This window comes from Psychrobacter okhotskensis, assembly GCF_013248965.1.
Taxonomy (GTDB): domain Bacteria; phylum Pseudomonadota; class Gammaproteobacteria; order Pseudomonadales; family Moraxellaceae; genus Psychrobacter; species Psychrobacter okhotskensis.
Window position 1 is genome coordinate 22,307 of record NZ_JABRVQ010000028.1, and the last position, 20,371, is coordinate 42,677.

Below are 20,371 nucleotides of genomic sequence, written 5' to 3' on the forward strand. Positions count from 1 at the left end.
TTGGCACAATAGACTTTATCACCTAACATGCCAGTGTGATGGAATTGGTAGACATGACGGATTCAAAATCCGTTGCCTATAAAGCGTGTCGGTTCGAGTCCGACCACTGGTACCATTATTTATTAACAATAAAGCCTCCTATTTTGGAGGTTTTTTTGTGCCAGCATGATTGGTCATTATGTTTATATTCCTACCTCATATTGCATGACAGCACTTATTTTGATTGGTACTGCGTAACCCCAAGGTGTTCCGCTGCTACAATAAAAATATCCGTCATAGAATGAGACAATATAAGCGGTAAAATCATTACCATAATGATCCATCATTGCTTGCTCATCGCTGTTATCACAAACTGCACACCATATCTCTTTATCACCACGTGTCAGCATTGCTCTTGTCAAATCGCTCCCTTTTAATTCGTTATTCATCAGCAGCTCCTTAATTGTCTTGCATCATCATTAAAAAGACATCTTTTTACGATGATGACTTGTGCTATTACTTGCTCTAAAAGCATGGCCTGAGCTATAAACAACACCTATCATTATTTTAGTAACTAAGCGGATAAGGCATTTTTTGTCCTTTCAACAGTCGTTTACTTCTGTTGAAATTCTAGTGTAAAACTTCAGAAGTAAAACTGTAATATAAAAAGCATTTATTTATGATAAACGGTATTAATTTATCGATGACCAGATAGTCACCGCACAATTATTAGAATAATTATTAAAATAACTGTTAAGAAAAATTTCATGCGATGATAAAGATAAGCCTATCAATAGAGGCACACTAACTCACTAGAAGTTTAAATCAGAGCTATTTATGTCTGTTACTTTCTTAGATCTGTTCATTCAAGCATATCATCGTAGCTCGTTCCCACCTCCTACAATCAATACCAAAATAATCACCAAATCAGGTAAAATAGTTGTCATGACTGCTTCTATCAAACCAAGCTTGCGTAAGATTATTCACATCGACATGGATGCTTTTTATGCCAGTGTTGAACAGCGTGATTTTCCTGAGCTACGTGGCAAGCCATTAGTAGTTGGTGGTGACCCAAATGGTCGCGGCGTGGTAGCTGCAGCTAGCTACGAAGTCCGTAAATTTGGTGTGCGCTCGGCGATGTCCTGTTACGAGGCGCGCAAACGCTGTCCTGAAGTAGTATTTGTGCGACCACGCTTTGATGTCTACCGTGCGGTCAGTAGCGATATCCGCAGTATCATGCACCGCTTGACACCGCATATTGAGCCGTTATCTTTGGATGAAGCTTATCTCGATGTCACGGGTTTGCAAGCCCAGCAAGGTTCTGCGACTTTGATGGCCAATTGGTTACGGGCGCAAATCTTAGAACAAACTGGATTAACAGCCTCTGCAGGCGTGTCATTTAATAAGATGCTAGCCAAAATTGCTTCTGATATTAATAAGCCTAACGGTACAGCGATTATCACCCCAGCTGATGCTGATGCTTTTATTAGTACACTACCTATCGAGCGCTTTCATGGTATTGGCAAAGCAACTGCCAAGCGCCTCCATGCGATGGGTGTGAGCAATGGCGCCGACCTTCGACGCACGCCAGCCGCTATATTGGTGCAGGAGTTTGGTAAGCGTGGCCAGTTTTATCATGACATTGCTCATGGTCGTGATGAGCGCCCTGTCAAATCTGAGCGCACGCATAAATCGGTAGGCTCTGAGACCACATTTAGAGACAATCTAAACAATAACGACGAACTAAAAGCACAAATCTACGAGCAAAATGACGATGCATTTAGACAAATGCAAAAGAAGCAATTGATTGCTTATACCATTACACTGAAAATCAAATACGCAGACTTTACTCAAATTACGCGCTCACACACCTTATCGACTGCATTTGTGAATGCTATAGATGCTCACTACTGGTTAGATAAGCTGTTTTTAGACATTCCACGCGAGCTGCCTATTAGGCTGGTTGGGGTGACTTATTCTTCATTGACCCCTGCCACACAATTATTACCACAGTTAAATTTATTTGAATAACCTAGGGTCTGTTGAACATTCAAATATTAGGACTACTGATTGCTAAAATCGTCCCAAACCTTTTATCAAATCAGGCGTAAACCGACGATAATGTCGAGACCTTAGCTAGGTTTACAACAACGTTTGGGGTGATTTTAGTATCAGCCTTTCAGGGCAGGGCTATTTTTTGCCAATACATGGCGAAATTATCTAACCTAGAATGACTAGGCGTCAAAAATTTCACTGCGTATTGTCTAAAAAATAGCCACTGCCAGTGCCACATTTGAATGTTCAACAGACCCTAATATTTCTTTGGTGGAACAACTATAGGATTAATTGTGATTGATAAAAATGCTTAGGCTATTTGGGTAATCAAAATAACTTTTATACTGAGTCATTCTTTAGTAATTATCCTTTCATATTCTGATTTCTGCTACAATTACGCCAAAATTCTATCCTTTCAAAGACTGATTATGACCAATTCTCACCCTGTAGTTGCCGATAGTAATACTGCCATTCATATTGATGGAAACAATGATAGCTTAAACTATTTGAGCGTAGATGATTACGATTATGAGCTGCCAGATAGCTTGATTGCTCGTTACCCGTTGTCAGAGCGTTCAGCCTCAAAATTGTTATACCTGCCTGCCGACAGTAATGATAAGGTCAGTCCAGTAGAGGATCGTTTATTTGCGCAATTACCTGATTTATTAAATGCGGGCGATTTGATCATATTTAACGATACCAAAGTTATGAAAGCGCGCTTGTTTGGTCAAAAGGATACCGGCGGCAAGGTGGAGGTATTGATTGAGCGTTTGATTGAACTCTCGGATTTGGATATAGCGACTCTGCACTTAGTGACGACGGACGAGCAACCAGTTATTAGAGAGCATGTGGCCCTTTGCCATGTCAAAGCCAGTAAAGCGCCAAAACTGGGGCAGCGATTAACGCTCGCTGAGGGTCATATGGGCTGCGTAATGATTGGTCGGCAAGACAATTTGTTTATTTTAGCCTTTGATGCGTCTATTCTCCCTCATTTAGAGCTTTATGGTGAGTTGCCCATTCCACCCTACTTTGAGCGTCATGCTGATGACACAGACAATACGCGTTATCAAACGGTCTTTCATGATCCAGCCAAGCTTGCCAGCGTCGCCGCACCCACAGCCAGCCTACATTTTGATGAAACGGTATTAAATAAGCTTTCGGCAAAAGGCATTCATACAGCGTTTGTTACCTTGCACGTTGGCGCGGGTACTTTTGCTCCTGTTAAAACGGATAACTTACTCAACCACACCATGCACAGCGAATACGCACATCTGCCACAACCAACCGCCGATCTTATTAATCAAACCCATGCGAATGGCAAGCAAGTCATCGCTATTGGTACAACGGTGACGCGTGTCCTTGAAACTGCGTATCAAAAAACGGCAGTTGACGGCAACGCGCTTTCTAGCTGGTCAGGCGACACCGATATTTTTATATATCCTGGCTTTAAGTTTGGCGTCATAGACCGACTGCTGACGAATTTTCACTTGCCCAAGTCCACACTATTGATGCTTGTATCAGCATTTTCAGGTAAGGGCGCTATCGAACAAGCGTATCAACATGCTATCCAAGCTGAATATCGCTTTTTTAGCTATGGCGATGCGATGCTCCTTGATAAAAAAGTGAAATAATACTCTTTACTTAAAATATTATCAGTCAGCATTACTGTACAGTAGCTACTAAAAAACAACGTCTATGAAATAAACTGGTAAACTAAACCGTATTTTGTTATAACAGCACAGGTAACTCACATTCTAAGGGCTGCACATGTCTTGTCATTTATCTCATCGCTTGACTACTGTAAATTGTGCGGTGTCGATGGCGTTACTTTATTCCATAGGCTATGTGGCTATATCTTCTAGCGCGCAAGCAGCAACGATCGGTAAGACTGTTGTCACCTCTGCACAGCACGAACCCTTGACTGCCAGCATTGTGGTCACTGATATTAAAGCCGCCGACTTTTCAGCCAGCTTGGCCAATCCTGTTATTTATCAACAAATGGGGCTGACGCCAACAGATTCGATGACGGTTAGCTTTAGACCAACATCAGCGACCAGCGGTCAGGTTTTGATCAATACCACGCAGCCCGTCTCTAAGCCTTTTGCCGATGTGGTCTTAGCCATTAATGACGGGGGTCAACGTAATGTCATTCCTAAGACATTACTCATGCCTCTTGATGAGAGCGTACCGATTAAAGCCGCCAAAAACATCGTGACAGGGGCAAAAAAACCTAATTTACCTGTCATGTCAGCCACCAATGCCAAACCGTTGACGGTTAGAAGAGGTGCGCCGCCACCACTGATATCAACACCTAAAGCAACAGAATTAACAAAAGCAACTGCAACAACATTGTCAGCGGCTAAAATGCCTGTGCGCACTGCTCAAACCTCTATTCAAGCCCCGACAGTTACGCCAAACTTGCCGGAAAATACTGCGTCTACGCTACAAAGCAATAGCCCTGTTTATGCCCCTAGCCGCTTGGATAATGGCCGTTTGAATGGCAGTTTTAGTATCAATGATAGCGTTGCTTTGGTTGGCGCTAATGATAATAGCCGTGAGTCGGTCAGTCATTTGGACAATGGTCGTGCAAATACTGACAACAGCGTTATGACAACGGCTGCTAGTGGTAACGATACCAGCGCTATAGTCAAGGCAGCTAACAATTCTACCGAAAACAAAGTAATCGCTAATAAAGTAATGGCTAACAATGTCGCGGTAAATAATGAGACGACGGCTGAAATCACTGACAAACAGTTCGATATTCTGAATATTCAAATCACAAGACAGATACAGCCTAGTAATAAGAGCAATAATGGCATCATGGTCAACTCGTCTACATCGCCGCTACCAAGTAACAATGTTGCAAACGCTAATGCTGCAAACGCTGCAGCTATACCCGCGGCAAATACTAGCAACGCTATTACTACAGCGCCAAGCCATATCCCCTCTAGCGAGATTGCTTCAGCTACGCCAACAGTAAATAGCAATGTCGCAGCTACAAATGGTACAGGAACTAACAACGCTAGTAGCACGCCAGTTGACTATCAAGTACAGCGTAACGATAGTTTGTGGGTCATTGCCCAGCAGGTTGCTCAGAAAAACAATCTAGACGTTCAAACGGTCATGAAACAGATTCAGGCCCAAAACCCGAATGCTTTTATCAATAAAGACGCAGATCAACTCAAAGCAGACGCTAAGCTGAGCTTACCCAACTATGAGGTTGTGCCATCACAGCAAAATCTAGAAGCGGCTATTGATGCTCAAAGACAATATCGAATGAGCGCAAACACCCCTAGCGGTAAGGAAATAGCGGCAGCAAAACCAGCGGCAAAAATAATGCCTAAGACAGCGCCTGAGCAACCATCTAAGACAACTCAAGCAGCCAAAAATCCTGAGAAGCCAGCCATTACTAACACTCAGACATTGCCAACAGCGCGCTTTTCTGTACTCGCGCCCGGTCACGATGCCAATAAAAATGGCAACGCCGATGGGACTCAAGCCAAAGCAGCAACCACCACGGGTAATGGTCTCAGTACAGAAACTTTAGCGACGCTCAAAGCCTCTAGGCAGAAAGCGGCGTCACAAGCGCAGCGCCTGTCAAAAACCAACAGTACACTCGACAGCTATACTAGAAAACTGCAATTACAAAACCAAAAACTGGCGGAGCTTCAAGCTCGTCTCAAAAAATTACGCAATCAATAATTGCCTGACTGATCAGCGCAGTGTACTGCAAACAGTGATCGTAGGCGTGGGAGTAACTATGGACAATATGCTATATATCATCGCCGGACTGGTGCTTATTTTACTAATAGCTGTCTTGGTAATGCGCAAAAATAAAGCGCAAAAACCATCGGCACGCGCGCCTATACAGGCTGGTAAAAACTTGGCAGCCAATGCCCCAGCAACCACTTCTGGAGCCAATCAGCATCGTCCTACGCAGCAAAACGCGAGTAACGAAGGCAAGTTTGATAATCTGTCGGTTGCTCAGCGTTTTATCGATCAACAGCGCTACGACAAAGCCATCGAAACCCTCAATCGTGGTCTCATAGAAAAACCCAATGACAGCCAGCTATCACTTAAGCTGCTGGGTATATACGCGACCATCAATCAAACAGATGACTTTTATAGAGTTTATGACGGTATCAAAAGTCATAGTGATGCAAAAAGCATTGCACAAGCTGACGAACTAAAAGCCTTGCTGGTTGAAGAGCAGAATCAAGTAGCACAACATGCAGTCGCGGCGCAAGATACTCAAAATACTGACTTTGAAAGTTTAGATTTTGACTTACCTGCCAGCCAAGTCAATAATACACCTACTGTCCAAGATACTGTTTCTGCCGAAGATAGTGCGATTTCTTTACTTGATACGCCTACTGAAAAACCCGCAGTATCTGATGATTTTAATGATGTCAGCGCTACCACTGAAAACGTCGATGACACCTTTGAGCTAACACTTAGTGACTTAGAAGATGATGTTGACGAGCCAACTGCTACTAGTATTATGCCGGTCAGTCAGGTCGATATCGCTGAAGAAGAAAATCTGGCTCTAGACGCTAGCAATGCTACGCCTACTATTCAAGACGATGATATCAGCGACTTCGACTTTGGCCTTGATGTGCCTGCACAAGCCGATAATAATACCGAGCCTTCTGTCAATGCCGCTGTTATTGATAGCGCGTCTGAAGACATCACGCTAGAAGATGAAGACTTTGTCTTAGATTTTGCAGACTTAGAGACTGCTGTGGATGCAGATGCTGAGCAAGCGACTAATGAAGCCACTATAGATGCACCTCAAAATAGCGAAGATGACCTTACCTTATCGTTAGATGACATCGATGAATCACTGCCTACCGATGATGTCTTAGAGAGTGAACAACCTGCTCTTGTGGAAGATAATGATCTTGGTGATTTTGTCCTTGAAGAGAACAACTTTAAAGACAATGACCTTGAAAGTGACAGCTTTGAAGACAGCATCTTTGAAGACAATAGTTCTGAAGAGTTTCAGCTCGATGATAATAACGTAGAAAATACTCGTAAAGAGTCTAGCATTACACCTACTATGCCATTGATGTTCGATGACAATACTTTGATAGGTGATGATTTTGACTTTGACTCGCTAGCAGATGCACCAACGGCAGCGACACCCGTTGAAGCTGAACCTGACTTAAGCGCGCTAGACAGTGAGATTGTTACTGACAATCAGGTCGAAATAACTGAAGACTTCTCTTCACGTTTCGCCGCAGACTTTGACTTTGTTAAAACCTTGGATAGCAATCAAGTCACTTTAGATCTAGCTGGTCAATACTTACAGTTGGGTGAATATGATAGTGCCAAACGTTTGCTAAATGAAGTCATCACTCAAGGTACTAGCGAACAGCAGCAGCAAGCTCAAGTGCTACTCGACCGCACCGCATAGTCAATAACCTCTTCTCATATCAGCAAGTATTTTCTATATCATTTAGAATAAATACTTGCTGATTTTTTTTGCATTTAACCTTTATAATATCTATTATCATACTACCTATCATTCCTAAGCTTTCCTCTCTTTTTTTCACATTCATTGACTGCGTCCATACTATGCCATCCTCTGTTATGACAAAAAACCTATCCGACCCTATTCACCTCATTTATGCTGGTGGTACTTTTGGTAGCTACGGACGACCCTTAGCACCTTTATCTGCTGAAATATTTTTGCCTACATTGCAACAACTGCTGGCTAAGCAAGATAATGCGAGCCATCTACCTAAGATTTCATGGCTTGACAATGCATTAATTAAAGACAGCAGCCAACTGACTCCCAGCAACTTTGTACATTTTTATACACTCCTATTAAGCGCCTATGCACAAGGTAACAGACGCTTTGTCTTAATCACTGGTACTGACACCTTAAGTTATTTAGGGGCGTTTTTAGCAGAAGCGTTCGCCAGTAGCGATATTAGTATCGTTGTGACTGGCAGTATGCGCCCGTTACTAGACAGTGAAGTGTTGCATGACTATAGTGTCGATGCCAATAGTGACGCATGGGACAATCTGACTGACGCCTTAAAACTCGCAGCGGCTGGCGAATCAGGCATTAAAATTTGCTTTGGTGGTGAGTCATGGCCAGCACAAACGGTGCAAAAGATACACAGTCATGATCTAATGGCATTTACCGGACATTCTCGAGCCGCTTATCCTGCCAATAGTTATATAAGAGCATTACCAGACACGCGGCGACAGCATTGGCTTGATGACCAATACGATATAATTGATGCTATTCAAGGTCGCGCTGAGCAGGTGCGCATCCATGCTTTATACTGTTTGCCTAATGACACCGAGGTGATGAGCAATCAGCTACAAGCATTATTGTCGCAGCCACCCTCTGGCATTATGCTACTAGGATTTGGCGCAGGCAATGTCCCCTATTCGGACGCGCTGGCAGCTGCTCTACAACTGGCTTATGAGCGCGGCCACATGGTGATCTGTGCCAGCCAATCGCCCTTTGGCGGGGTGAGCAATAGTTACGCTGCTGGTAGTTGGCAGTATGATTATCATGTAATAGCCGGCGGGCGCTTAACGATCCCCGCTATTTATGCTCGCTTATTATGGCTGCTGCTGCGCTATGACAGTCCTGCAAGGCGTCGACAGCGCTGGCTGAATAATGTCACCCAAGCTGGTACAACCATTAAAAAACGCTAACAGACCACTACCTCCTACTCAACTGTATATATTTTGAACACACCATGACTGAGATTAAGCATATAGCGTCTGATGATTCACCCATTTATACCTTAGCGATTGCGGTTGAGTTTTTGGGTACTCATTACCATGGCTGGCAACGTCAACGAGAAGTGCTCGGTGTCCAACAAGCGCTAGAGACTGCCATCAGTAAGGTCGCCAATGAACCAGTAGAAGTGATCGCCGCTGGTCGTACCGATGCCAGTGTGCATGCCAGCAATATGATTGCCCATTTTACTACCCGTGCTTATCGGCCTACGCAAAACTGGTTGCGCGGCGTCAATAGCTTGTTGCCTGATGACATCGCCCTGCGCTGGATTCAACCGATGCCAGCGGACTTCCATGCGCGTTTCGGTGCCATTGCCCGCCGTTATCGTTATATTACCCTAAATCAAGCACAGCGCCCTGCTATTTTAAATCATCAAGTAACGCATATCTATGAGCCACTCGACTTGGCGGCGATGCAATTGGCGGCTGCCGATATCGTCGGTACTCACGATTTTAGCAGCTACCGCGCGGCGGCTTGTCAGTCTAATCAGCCGGTACGTACCGTTAGCCATGCTAGGTTATTTGCTCATGGTCAGTTCATTGTTTTTGATATCCAAGCAGATGGTTTTTTGCATCACATGGTGCGTAACCTGATGGGCACATTATATGCTATTGGGAGACATGACTTAGAGCCAAGCGATTTTTTAAATATTTTAGCCAAAAAAGACCGTACCATTGCACCGCCTACCGCCTCTGGTGATGGCTTGTATTTTATTAACGCCTACTATCCTGAACGCTTTCAGCAGCTATTACCTAACGCCCCTTTAACGCCCATTTGGCTAAATTTGCCCGACTGAATGAACATCAATGGACATACATAACAGTTACAGACTGTCAAGTAAAAACCTAGGGCTGTATTGCTTTAATCAGCAAACTTACGTATAATATCGGCTTATTTTTAATTGATTGATACAAATTATGGCAAAAGACGAGATTATTGAATTTGAAGGCGAAGTCATTGACACCCTTCCAAATACATTGTTTAAAGTTCGTTTAGAAAACGGACACGAAATCATTGCACACATCTCAGGTAAGATGCGCAAGCATTACATTCGTATCTTGACCGGTGATAAAGTGAAGGTCGAAATGACACCTTATGATTTATCTAAAGGTCGTATCACTTATCGTGGCAAAAACTAAATTATTATTTCCTAGAATGGTTATAACGGCATTTGTATCGAGACGTTTTATTAATAAACGGTTTGCACTGATATAAATTCTTGGGTGGTTTAACGGATAATAATAATGATATTGCTAACCTACTCATTATTGCCTATCATATGCTAGTTATTGGTTTTTATCATAAAAAAATACCGCTATTCAACAGCGGTATTTTTTTGTCTGGCTTTTAAGATTTACTAGGACGTGTCCTCATTTTAAAAATGCTCATAAAAATGAGATAAATTGCCGTCAAACGAGGAAAATAGCGCAAATAATATTGGGATATTAATCAGCTATTTGACGATGTTTGGCAAAATTTAGCCATTTTTAGCCCATATAGATACAAGCGCTTGAATTGAAGACACGCCCTAATACTGAACCGTTATTTAAATGTTACGGTTGCCCCATTTTGAATGACGCCTAGCAGCGCTAACGCGTCCCAGTTGGTCAAACGTACGCAACCTGCCGAGGCTTGGCGACTGATACGAGCAGGGTCTGGCGAACCGTGGATACCATACGAGGGCTTGCTTAGTCCAATCCATACCATTCCTACAGGGTTGTTAGGGCCAGGTGGAATAATCGCCTTACTACCATCATCAGCAGTATAAGTATAATTAGGCTCATGCACCTTGACTGCTACGGTGTGCGTGCCTGTGGGCGATGGCGTTGCCGTGCTGCCTACGGTGGTTGGATAGCTGGCGACCAAATTGTCTTGCGCATCGTAAGCGTAGAGCGTTTCAGTCGTTCTATCAGCGACCACGCGGCTGACAGCCTTGGTGTTCGGATTACCCGGATTGTAGACGATGATGGTTTCGCCAGCACTAAAACTGGCATTGGGATTAAGCGCTTTAAGATACTTTTCACTGATATGGAATTTTTCCGCCAGTCCTTCTATCACGCTTTCGTAATACATCCCCTCGAGCTTTGCTTTTTCTTTTGCTGCTGCTGGAATGGTCGTGGTTTTGATATTGACATCCGCCTCGCTCAACTGATAGCTGACCAATACGGGTTGCGCCAGCAGTTTGTCGTTTTTGGTTAATGCTTGCCACGTTTCGTTATTTAATGTCTCTGTGACCGTCAAGCCCTTGGCTTTTTGGAACGCTTGCATGGCTTTACGGGTGTTTTTACCCCAATAGCCATCCACAGGACCAACGCCGCTGTGCTGCCAATTTAATAATGCTTGCAACTTTGTGCCCGTATTACGATCGATATCTGCCCCCGCCTGCCAATTGGCTGCATTCACTTTTTGAGCAGTCGCTGGCAGATTTTCTGTACTGTACTTAATCGTGGGTAAAAATTTATTCAGCGATACGGCGGTCTTACTGTTGCCCGTCAGCTTTTGGCTAACCCCATTGGTCACTGGACTCATATCAGTAGCATCATCTCTCACGGCCTTACCAAGCATGTTCGGGTTAGGTTTGTTGGGAATAGCTCCGTTGATGATATCTCTGTTGGTGGCGACTTGGTTAGGGACATTAGCAGTATTCGTCGTCGTAGTCTCATTGGTTGCCTGCGTATCTTCAGGGGTTGCTGCCGTGCTTTCATCGGTCGCTGTCATATTTTCAGTGGTTGCTGCTACGCTTTGACCTATGAAAACAGTGGTTGATAAACCAATCGCCAATAACGCAGTGCTTATTTTTGTCAATTGATACATGTAATGCTCCTAAAATTATTTTTTGTTTTATTAAAGCGTGTCCTCAATCTGAAATAAATAGGCTAAAAATGAGGACACGCTCTAGAAATTTCGTTATTAGTACTTATTATTCTTACCCACTATTTACATCTATCGTTTACATTGCTAATGAGCAGTCTTTGGAGGAATAACATTATTACTGCTTATTTGGAAGTTACCAATATTGCCATATTCCGTTGTGAGCATATAACGGCTTTGTGTTACTAAACGCCTTATCCTACGGTGTCTATGTTAATGCAACGCCTGCCTGATCAGTATTGTAAGTGCCGCATCCTGAATTTTACGACTGAATTGTTCTCATCAGTAATGTCGAATCGTCGGCGCATAAAAAACCCATAAACTGCTGAGCAATTTATGGGTTTTAGTAGAAAAATCAGACGATTAAAATATATTGTAAAGAAGCTATTAGCGCAGTTTATTTATACCAGTTTAGCCAATACTGCTTGACCCATTTCTTGACAGCCTACTTGCTTCAAGCCTGCCTCAGTGCTGTCCAAGATATCAAGGGTACGTAAGCCATCATCGAGCACTTCACTGACCGCTTGCTCAATCGCTTGTGCAGCTTGTTCTTGTTTAAAGGTATAGCGTAGCATCATCGCCACAGACAATATCGTTGCCAAGGGATTGGCTTTGTCTTGGCCAGCAATATCGGGCGCTGAACCATGACACGGCTCATACATACCCTTACCGGCAGCATCAAGACTGGCAGACGGTAGCATACCGATAGAGCCCGTTAACATAGCGGCTTCATCAGACAAGATATCGCCGAACATGTTGCCCGTCACCATGACATCAAACTGCTTAGGATCTTTAATCAGCTGCATACAAGCATTGTCAGCATACATATGCGATAACGCTACGTCATTATAATCCGCTTGCTGCATCTCAATCATCGTCTGCTTCCACAGCTCAGTGACTTCTAAGACATTGGCTTTATCGATTGAGCAAACCTTGGCTGGCGTACCTGCAGCCTGTGCGCGTGTTTTTGCCAATTCAAAAGCAACCTTACCGATACGCTGAATCTCACTGGTGCTATACACCATGGTGTTATAGCCTTGTTGCTCGCCGTTCTCTAAGGTTCGGATACCGCGTGGCTCACCGAAATAAATACCGCCCGTCAATTCACGGACAATCAGTAGATCCAGACCTGAGATAATCTCAGGCTTGATACTTGAGGCATTAACAAGCTGCGGATAAAGTTTGGCTACGCGCAGATTGGCAAATAAACCCAGCTCACTACGAATTTTAAGTAAACCACGCTCAGGACGTTTGCTACGCTCAATACCATCCCACTTAGGACCACCCACCGCACCCAATAACACCGCATCTGCTGCACGCGCACGTTGTAGCGTTTCTTCTGGCAATGGTTCACCCGTGGCATCAAACGCCACACCACCAATTAATCCAGATTCAAGGGTCAAACCTAACGCAAATTTCTTATTAACCGCTTCGAGCACATCAACCGCTTGAGTCATGATCTCAGGGCCGATACCATCGCCCGCTAATGTTAAAATCGTTGCCATACAGATCCTTTTGGGTAAATAGTTTTTTATTGATTGGTAGTGCTAAAGCTGTATTGCCGCTTTATACAAAACCGACCTCTAGCGACAAATGCAATAATAGACCACCATTATCAATGGTAGTCAGTACTAAAGAGGTCGTTGTTTCTTATTTAGCTAAATGTTGCAAAATAATCAAATCGAGAGGCTAGCCATCACTATCAAGCCACCGTTTTTGCTTGCGTAGATTTTTGCTCAACAATGCTGGTCTCTACAAACTCTCCTTGATGCTCAGCGCCCAACTGCTTACAGAATCGACGCTGCAAACTTTTATCTTGCGACAGCTCGATGCATAAAGGCTCGGGTGATGCTGTGTCTAACAGACTGCCTGAATTGTCACTAGATTTTTTTTGATAAGCTCGCAACTGATAAGTGCCTGGTTCGACGAAATCATGAATAATCGCAAAACGCTCAACATAGCCGACGTTATTTTCTGGATAGAAATTAACCTGTACTTCGCGTTTTGCAGGTTTGACCCGTGCGTAGTAATTGGTCAATCCTGGCATACCAGATTTAGACAGTGGAACGATTTTGACCGCATTATTATTCAGCAGCGGTGCCATATCAATACTCATCTGTTCTTGTGCCGACTTATCGCCTTCGATAACGGGCATGGTAACCAGCATGTCAGGACTGACCGGCTCGTGGGTATCCGGAGCAATGACTAAAGTTTTGTCAATCTGCACAATTTCACAATGATAAGTACCTAGGCAAGAAATATTCACCTCACCCGCAACAGGTTGGATGTTCCCTGCTCGCACCTTAGCACTATCTGCCTTGTCTATTTGTTTATAGCCCGTCAATGATTGACAGCCTGTTAACAATAAACTTGCAGCGACAGCCATACTTGTCCAGACAGCATAACGTTGTTTATTCATAATGACGGCTACTATTTAATATGGAAGATAAGTTACCCTTCATTCTAGCCAGTTCATCAGCATAACTCAACGCTGCATTACTATTGTTCATCGGTTTTTTATAGCCACTGGTCTATCAGTCACGCTCTATGCTCTAACGTCATTAAATATCCAAGGCGTTTTTTGCATCATTTTATGCTCATAGTCTTTAATCGCATCGCTTTGCTGCAAAGTAAGACCGATATCATCAAGACCATTTAGCAAGCAATGCTTACGAAACTCATCGACCTCAAAAGCATACTCTTCACCGCTTGGGGTAATAACCACTTGACGCTCGAGGTCGGCGGTCAACTCATAGCCTTCATTGGCAAGCGTTGCTTTCATTAAGGTATCAACAATGGCTTCATCCAAGACGATTGGCAGCATGCCATTTTTAAAGCAGTTATTATAAAAGATATCGGCAAAGCTTGGGGCAATGATAGTACGAAAGCCATATTCTGAAAGTGCCCAAGGTGCATGCTCACGGCTCGAGCCACAACCAAAGTTTCTGCGTGCCAGCAATATAGTAGCGCCTTGATAACGGGGCTTATTTAAGACAAAATCTGGGTTAATTACACGAGTGCTGTTATCTTGACCCGGATAACCTTCGTCGAGATAACGCCAATCATCAAATAAATTGACGCCAAAGCCCGTACGTTTAATGGATTTTAAAAATTGTTTGGCGATAATTTGGTCGGTATCGACGTTCGCGCGATCGAGTGGGCAAACGATACCGGTTTGGGTGTTATAAGCTTGCATGGTTTTTCCTTAAAATATCGATTACTAACGTAAATTTTCTAGCTGCTTAATGAAGCTTAAAAGAGCGTGCCATTTGTTTAACAATACTTGTCATTTTAGTTTTTTCACTCTCAGGATAGTTCAGATGTAATACTACTTCCTGACCATTATTAACCTTAATAACATGATAGAAAACTTGACCATCCTCTCTATAACCACTTACTGTATAGGTTTTATCTTTTAACCGCTCATAAGTAACTGTCATGCCTGTTTTATATCGATGCTGCTTTTCTTTCAGATAATCACTATCTGTATAAAAGAAGACACTTGGTGTATTACTGCCAAAGACCAAAACATCGGCATTGGAGTTGGGCAACTTAAAATGACGACCGTCACCATTATCTGCTTCAGGCAACCATTGCAATTGATTTGGCACATCGACACAATAGGCAAATCTTCCATTACAGTAATCACGAGCCATCGCTAGCTGAGAGCTACCCAGTATGCAAAAAAAAAGAGCAGTATTTTCATCTCTGTTCTCTCAGCCGTTCTAAATTAAAACGTCCGTACATCTACAAAGTGACCCGCTAATGCTGCCGCTGCTGCCATTGCTGGACTGACCAAATGCGTACGACCGCCATTACCCTGACGACCCTCAAAGTTACGATTAGACGTCGAGGCACAATGCTCTTGCGGCTCAAGCTTATCTGCATTCATCGCAAGGCACATCGAGCAGCCCGGCTCGCGCCACTCAAAACCCGCTTCCGTGAACAAAGCATCTAAGCCTTCTGCTTCAGCCTGCAACTTCACTTGCCCAGAACCCGCCACGACAATGGCTTCTTTAATATTGTCCGCCACCTTACGACCCTTGATAACAGCGGCGGCATCACGCAAATCTTCGATACGCGAGTTGGTACACGAACCAATGAAGATACGATCCAATTGGATATCAGTGATTTTTTGCCCTGCTGTTAGACCCATATAGGTATAAGCGCGCAACCAGCCTTCTTCTTGCGCTTCATCCACGGCTTGCTCAGGTGTCGGTACCGACTGCGTGATATCGACGACCATTTCAGGTGACGTACCCCAAGAAACCTGAGGCGCAATCTCGCTACCATCAATCTCAATAATAGTATCAAATACGGCATCAGCATCTGAGTATAAAGTGCGCCAGTAAGCTTCTGCTTGCTCCCACTGCTCAGCGGTTGGCGCATAAGGACGACCTTTGACGTAATCGATAGTCGTATCATCAACTGCGACCATACCCACGCGTGCACCTGCTTCGATGGCCATGTTACAGACGGTCATGCGACCTTCCATGCTCATGTCTTCAAAGACTTGTCCAGCAAATTCAATGGCATGCCCCGTGCCGCCAGCGGTGCCAATTTTGGCGATAATAGCAAGTACCACATCTTTTGATGTCACGCCAGCACCCAATTTGCCAGTGACTCGAATCTGCATGTTTTTGGATTTCTTTTGAATCAAGCACTGAGTCGCCAATACATGCTCAACTTCTGAGGTACCGATACCGTGTGCCAAGCAGCCAAGTGCGCCATGGGTGGCAGTATGTGAATCACCACAAACCACCGTCATACCTGGCAATACCAAACCCTGTTCAGGACCGACCACGTGCAAGATACCTTGACGCGCATCATTAATGGTAAATTCAGCGATATCAAACTTCGCGCAATTGTCATCCAAGGTGAGTACTTGTAAGCGCGACACCTTATCCTTAATACCAGGCACGCCTTCTAAACGCTCTTTGGTCACCGTTGGTACATTATGATCGGGACTAGCGATGTTAGCCGACAGACGCCATGGCGCTCTATTGGCCAGCTCCAGACCTTCAAATGCTTGCGGACTCGTCACTTCATGCAATAGATGGCGGTCGATATAAATCAGGCTCGAACCGTCATCACGCTTGGTGACTTCGTGAGCATTCCAAAGTTTGTCATATAACGTTTGACCGGCCATGTTGCTATCCTTTATTAGTTGCTAATTACTGACTCTATGCGCCTGCTCACACCACAGCGAGCTAGGTTTTAGAGGCTTTTATCTAATTGTCATACTTGTCTAATCAATCACTCTATCGATAACGTGGCATTGTATTACCGCCGTCTTTTAAATTCAATTTACTGTTTATCAAGACTATTTATCAAACCTGTTCTTCAAAGGCACTTTTTATGGAAAGCCATTAAAAAGCACTGTCTATTAAATTGGTCCCTCACGCAACTATATCAATACTACTTGAGGGGTTTTTGGGTAAATCAATAAAATTGGTCATCAATATAGGCGTTATACGGTCAATTACCAAGTTAATATAATAAATATGTCATAATACGTCTTGATGTCTTGTGATTATAGCAGGCTAATCCTATAATAATAATTGATGATTTTTGCATAGTCGCAAACTTTTATTTCTAATTCATTATAATTAGGCTAGCCAACTTTTATTTATAGCTCGTTACGTAGCTAAGGAAACCGGTTTGAATACCACGAATTTGACGACATTCGTCACTGTTATGCACACAGGCAGCATCTCAGGCGCAGCAGAAAAGCTGTTTATCACTCAGCCTGCGGTCAGTAAGCGCATCAAAAACTTAGAAGATGAATTTAACATCACCTTATTTGATACAGTCGGGCGCGGTATTGTACCGACTCAAGCCGCCAGTGAAATGTTGCCGCACGCCAAACGTTGGCTTGAAGATTATGAAAACTTTAAAATAAACCTCCAGCATTCAAAGCATATTGTGTCGGGTAAACTCGTTATTGGCACCAGCCACCATATCGGCTTGCACCACCTTGCTCCTGTGCTCAAGCATTTTATTCAAGCCTATCCTGCGGTACAACTAGAAGTGCATTTTGTCGATTCAGAAACCGCGCATAAGGCCGTGCTCGATGGCGATTTATCACTCGCATTTTTAACCTTGCCGCCCGTCTACGATAAGCGTTTGACCTATCATACCTTATGGTCAGATCCGCTCTATTTTATGACCGGCACTTTATCGCCTTTAGCGACCAAATCTAATGTGACGCTCGAGCAATTGGCGCGCTACCCTGCTATCTTGCCCTCTGCCAATACTTTTACCAGTCAGATCACCTTAGCGGAATTTGCCAAGCACAATCTAAAACCATACGCGACGATGAGTACCAACCCGCTAGAATCTATCCGGATGTTGGTCTCTGTGGGACTTGGCTGGTCAGTACTGCCGCAAACGATGGTCAGTCAAGATTTAGAACGTATAGATATGGCGGATAATATTGAATTGCAGCGTTATTTGGGGGTGGTTATTAATCCAAAGCTTACCCAATCAAGCAGCGTAACCGCATTGTTAGACTTGCTTGCTCCTATTGATTAAATAATTTTTTATAGATGTTAAATAGTTATTTCTAAAATTAGCGGGCTTTATAAAGGTCATTAATTTATAACTCTAGGTCAGCCGTTCGCATTTTAAACAGCCATACGTTATAATACGTGTGGCTTTTTTATAACATAAATTTACCATAATAGCACTGATAGTCATATATTGAAGGCTTAGAGTAATATATGATGGTAAACAGTAGGTTTAATGGTTTTAAATGATTGATTTTATAAGTGAGTAGCATTTGTGAAAAATTAGCAGATAAGGGCTATAGACAAGATTTCGACGAAGCAATACTTGTTGTCCTCTAATCACTATTTTATGAATATTATTCTTAAAACAGTATCAATCATATAAAACTAACAGAAAATACTGACTAAAAGTCGAAAGCCATTATGTCCTACTTAATGGCTTTTTTTGTCTTTAGATATTGTTTGCGAACATCATCTTGTGAGACTTAATTTTATATAGTTAAAAATAATTACAGCCAACAACGTTGGTTAAGGACAGTTTATATGAATGGGATTTCTAGTGGCGTGCTGATATCGTTGGGCGCCTACTTCTTAGTGATGATTGGGATTGGCGTTTACGCTTATTTTAAGCAAGCCAATGATACCGAAGGCTATATGTTAGGAGGACGTAATTTAGGTCCCGCAGTCACTGCATTATCAGCAGGGGCGTCGGACATGTCAGGTTGGTTGCTCCTTGGCCTACCAGGCTATATGTATGCCGATGGCGTCGTAAGTATGTGGATCGCACTTGGTTTGACACTCGGTGCCTTACTGAACTATATCATTGTGGCACCGCGCCTTCGCGTTTATACCGAAGTCGCTGACAACGCCATTACCTTACCGGACTATTTCGCCAACCGCTTTGAAGATAAGTCGCACATGTTGCGGGTCATATCAGCAATCGTTATCATCTTATTTTTTACCGTTTATACCGCCGCAAGTCTAGTAGGTGGTGGTAAACTCTTCGAAAGCTCGCTCAACTTATCATATAGTACGGGTCTTTGGGTGACTGCTGGTGTCGTCGTTGCCTATACCTTATTTGGTGGTTTCTTAGCGGTATCGATGACTGACTTTGTACAAGGTGTCATCATGTTATTTGCAATGGTGATCGTACCTGTCGTAGCCTTCACCGATCTTGGCGGTATATCAGCAACGACTGAAGCCGTTAGAAACATTGATCCAAGTTTATTAAATGTCACTAGTGGCATGACTATCTTTGGTATTATCTCATTACTGGCGTGGGGCTTAGGTTATTTCGGTCAGCCGCATATCATTGTTCGTTTTATGGCGATACGTTCGGTCAAAGACGTCCCAACGGCACGTAACATCGGTATGAGCTGGATGGTTATCAGCTTAATTGGTTCTTTAATGACGGGTTTTGCTGGTCGTGCTTATGTACAAAAAACCGCAATGACCTTGGATGATCCTGAGACTATTTTCTTAGTCTTTACACAGTTTTTATTTACACCGCTGGTTTCAGGGTTCTTATTAGCCGCTATTTTAGCCGCGATCATGAGTACCATCTCCTCGCAACTATTGGTGGTATCAAGCTCGCTGACTAAAGATGTCTATAAGCTATTCTTTGATAGAGATGCTCCTGAAGCCCGCCAAGTATTGGTCGGTCGTATCTCGGTTGTAGCCGTAGCTATCGTATCTATCTTGCTCGCCTCTGACCCCGACAGCTCAGTATTGAACTTAGTTTCTAACGCTTGGGCAGGATTTGGGGCAGCATTCGGACCCTTGGTTATCTTCAGCCTGATCTGGCGCGGTATGAACCGCAACGGCGCGGTCGCTGGTATGATAATCGGTGCCTTAACTGTTATCCTATGGGTCTACGGTCCATTCCAGTACAATGGTATGGCGCTTAACGACTGGTTATATGCCATTGTTCCAGGCTTTGTGTTAAGTACCATTGCTATCTTCGCGGTTAGTATGATGACTGGCGGTCCAAAACCTTCAGTTACTGCGAAGTTTAAAGAGATGGAAATGAATCTCAATAAGTAAGTCAACCATTCTATCGCTATAAAAAACCGCATCTTTTTGAACTGACCCCCATAAGTTGGACACAACTTCTGGGGGTTATTTTATGAAATACGACATAGACTTTAAGATCAAAGTCATAGCATACTATCGTCAAGGACATAGTAGCGGT

General features: G+C 43.5%; 16 protein-coding genes and 1 tRNA gene. 10 read left to right on the forward strand and 7 right to left on the reverse strand.

The window, feature by feature from the left end; genetic code table 11:
- The first annotated feature begins 29 nt into the window (after positions 1 to 29).
- Positions 30 to 115 (forward strand) — tRNA-Leu (locus HQR03_RS12300).
- A gap of 67 nt (positions 116 to 182) precedes the next feature.
- On the opposite strand, the gene HQR03_RS12305 is transcribed toward HQR03_RS12300, so the two are convergent.
- Positions 183 to 428, reverse strand: coding sequence for a hypothetical protein (locus HQR03_RS12305; protein WP_101210881.1), 246 nt, complete (start codon positions 426 to 428; stop codon positions 183 to 185).
- A 496-nt stretch (positions 429 to 924) separates the two neighbouring features.
- Here HQR03_RS12305 and dinB point away from each other — a divergent pair, with 496 nt between their 5' ends.
- The 7 genes from dinB to infA all read left to right on the forward strand — a co-directional run bounded on the left by dinB (position 925) and on the right by infA (position 9,939).
- Positions 925 to 2,010, forward strand: coding sequence for a DNA polymerase IV (dinB, locus tag HQR03_RS12310; protein ID WP_101210894.1), 1,086 nt, complete (start codon positions 925 to 927; stop codon positions 2,008 to 2,010).
- Positions 2,011 to 2,462: 452 nt separating this feature from the next.
- Positions 2,463 to 3,665, forward strand: coding sequence for a tRNA preQ1(34) S-adenosylmethionine ribosyltransferase-isomerase QueA (gene queA / locus HQR03_RS12315; RefSeq protein WP_101210882.1), 1,203 nt, complete (start codon positions 2,463 to 2,465; stop codon positions 3,663 to 3,665).
- Positions 3,666 to 3,801: 136 nt separating this feature from the next.
- Positions 3,802 to 5,736 (forward strand): type IV pilus assembly protein FimV, encoded by a 1,935-nt coding sequence (locus tag HQR03_RS12320; RefSeq protein ID WP_173240346.1) that lies wholly within the window; start codon positions 3,802 to 3,804, stop codon positions 5,734 to 5,736.
- A 58-nt stretch (positions 5,737 to 5,794) separates the two neighbouring features.
- On the forward strand, positions 5,795 to 7,450 hold the full coding sequence (locus HQR03_RS12325) for a FimV/HubP family polar landmark protein (protein WP_173240347.1): 1,656 nt from the start codon (positions 5,795 to 5,797) through the stop codon (positions 7,448 to 7,450).
- A gap of 176 nt (positions 7,451 to 7,626) precedes the next feature.
- Positions 7,627 to 8,712 (forward strand): asparaginase, encoded by a 1,086-nt coding sequence (locus HQR03_RS12330; protein WP_244952029.1) that lies wholly within the window; start codon positions 7,627 to 7,629, stop codon positions 8,710 to 8,712.
- Between the two features lie 44 nt (positions 8,713 to 8,756).
- A complete protein-coding gene (gene truA / locus HQR03_RS12335; protein ID WP_173240349.1) occupies positions 8,757 to 9,596 on the forward strand; it encodes a tRNA pseudouridine(38-40) synthase TruA in 840 nt (279 codons plus the stop codon).
- Positions 9,597 to 9,717: 121 nt separating this feature from the next.
- Complete coding sequence (gene infA, locus HQR03_RS12340; RefSeq protein WP_010199824.1) at positions 9,718 to 9,939, forward strand: translation initiation factor IF-1; 222 nt, start codon at positions 9,718 to 9,720, stop codon at positions 9,937 to 9,939.
- Between the two features lie 403 nt (positions 9,940 to 10,342).
- Here infA and HQR03_RS12345 read toward each other — a convergent pair whose 3' ends face one another.
- From HQR03_RS12345 to leuC, 6 genes are all read right to left on the reverse strand, one after another.
- Positions 10,343 to 11,614 carry a L,D-transpeptidase family protein gene (locus HQR03_RS12345; protein WP_101210886.1) on the reverse strand — a complete coding sequence of 424 codons (1,272 nt, stop codon included), beginning with the start codon at positions 11,612 to 11,614 and terminating at the stop codon, positions 10,343 to 10,345.
- 458 nt (positions 11,615 to 12,072) lie between these two features.
- Positions 12,073 to 13,176: a 3-isopropylmalate dehydrogenase gene (gene leuB / locus HQR03_RS12350; protein WP_025651388.1), complete on the reverse strand. Its 1,104-nt coding sequence runs from the start codon at positions 13,174 to 13,176 to the stop codon at positions 12,073 to 12,075.
- A gap of 197 nt (positions 13,177 to 13,373) precedes the next feature.
- Positions 13,374 to 14,090: a hypothetical protein gene (locus HQR03_RS12355; protein WP_025651389.1), complete on the reverse strand. Its 717-nt coding sequence runs from the start codon at positions 14,088 to 14,090 to the stop codon at positions 13,374 to 13,376.
- Between the two features lie 126 nt (positions 14,091 to 14,216).
- Positions 14,217 to 14,867 (reverse strand): 3-isopropylmalate dehydratase small subunit, encoded by a 651-nt coding sequence (gene leuD / locus HQR03_RS12360; RefSeq protein WP_101210889.1) that lies wholly within the window; start codon positions 14,865 to 14,867, stop codon positions 14,217 to 14,219.
- Between the two features lie 46 nt (positions 14,868 to 14,913).
- The gene (locus tag HQR03_RS12365; RefSeq protein WP_173240350.1) at positions 14,914 to 15,327 is read right to left on the reverse strand and encodes a hypothetical protein; all 414 of its coding nucleotides are present in this window, start codon (positions 15,325 to 15,327) and stop codon (positions 14,914 to 14,916) included.
- Positions 15,328 to 15,401: 74 nt separating this feature from the next.
- Positions 15,402 to 16,820 carry a 3-isopropylmalate dehydratase large subunit gene (leuC, locus tag HQR03_RS12370; RefSeq protein ID WP_173240351.1) on the reverse strand — a complete coding sequence of 473 codons (1,419 nt, stop codon included), beginning with the start codon at positions 16,818 to 16,820 and terminating at the stop codon, positions 15,402 to 15,404.
- Positions 16,821 to 17,332: 512 nt separating this feature from the next.
- On the opposite strand from leuC, the gene HQR03_RS12375 reads away from it, so the two are divergent.
- Positions 17,333 to 18,205, forward strand: coding sequence for a LysR family transcriptional regulator (locus HQR03_RS12375; protein WP_025651392.1), 873 nt, complete (start codon positions 17,333 to 17,335; stop codon positions 18,203 to 18,205).
- A 518-nt stretch (positions 18,206 to 18,723) separates the two neighbouring features.
- Positions 18,724 to 20,223, forward strand: coding sequence for a sodium/proline symporter PutP (gene putP / locus HQR03_RS12380; protein ID WP_173240352.1), 1,500 nt, complete (start codon positions 18,724 to 18,726; stop codon positions 20,221 to 20,223).
- Positions 20,224 to 20,371 lie beyond the last annotated feature (148 nt).

Coding starts and splice junctions, on each gene's coding strand:
- HQR03_RS12305 (WP_101210881.1), bottom strand. CDS start 428: ATGAATAACGAATTAAAAGGGAGCGATTTGACAAGAGCAATGCTGACA.
- dinB (WP_101210894.1), top strand. CDS start 925: ATGACTGCTTCTATCAAACCAAGCTTGCGTAAGATTATTCACATCGAC.
- queA (WP_101210882.1), top strand. CDS start 2,463: ATGACCAATTCTCACCCTGTAGTTGCCGATAGTAATACTGCCATTCAT.
- HQR03_RS12320 (WP_173240346.1), top strand. CDS start 3,802: ATGTCTTGTCATTTATCTCATCGCTTGACTACTGTAAATTGTGCGGTG.
- HQR03_RS12325 (WP_173240347.1), top strand. CDS start 5,795: ATGGACAATATGCTATATATCATCGCCGGACTGGTGCTTATTTTACTA.
- HQR03_RS12330 (WP_244952029.1), top strand. CDS start 7,627: ATGACAAAAAACCTATCCGACCCTATTCACCTCATTTATGCTGGTGGT.
- truA (WP_173240349.1), top strand. CDS start 8,757: ATGACTGAGATTAAGCATATAGCGTCTGATGATTCACCCATTTATACC.
- infA (WP_010199824.1), top strand. CDS start 9,718: ATGGCAAAAGACGAGATTATTGAATTTGAAGGCGAAGTCATTGACACC.
- HQR03_RS12345 (WP_101210886.1), bottom strand. CDS start 11,614: ATGTATCAATTGACAAAAATAAGCACTGCGTTATTGGCGATTGGTTTA.
- leuB (WP_025651388.1), bottom strand. CDS start 13,176: ATGGCAACGATTTTAACATTAGCGGGCGATGGTATCGGCCCTGAGATC.
- HQR03_RS12355 (WP_025651389.1), bottom strand. CDS start 14,090: ATGAATAAACAACGTTATGCTGTCTGGACAAGTATGGCTGTCGCTGCA.
- leuD (WP_101210889.1), bottom strand. CDS start 14,867: ATGCAAGCTTATAACACCCAAACCGGTATCGTTTGCCCACTCGATCGC.
- HQR03_RS12365 (WP_173240350.1), bottom strand. CDS start 15,327: ATGGCTCGTGATTACTGTAATGGAAGATTTGCCTATTGTGTCGATGTG.
- leuC (WP_173240351.1), bottom strand. CDS start 16,820: ATGGCCGGTCAAACGTTATATGACAAACTTTGGAATGCTCACGAAGTC.
- putP (WP_173240352.1), top strand. CDS start 18,724: ATGAATGGGATTTCTAGTGGCGTGCTGATATCGTTGGGCGCCTACTTC.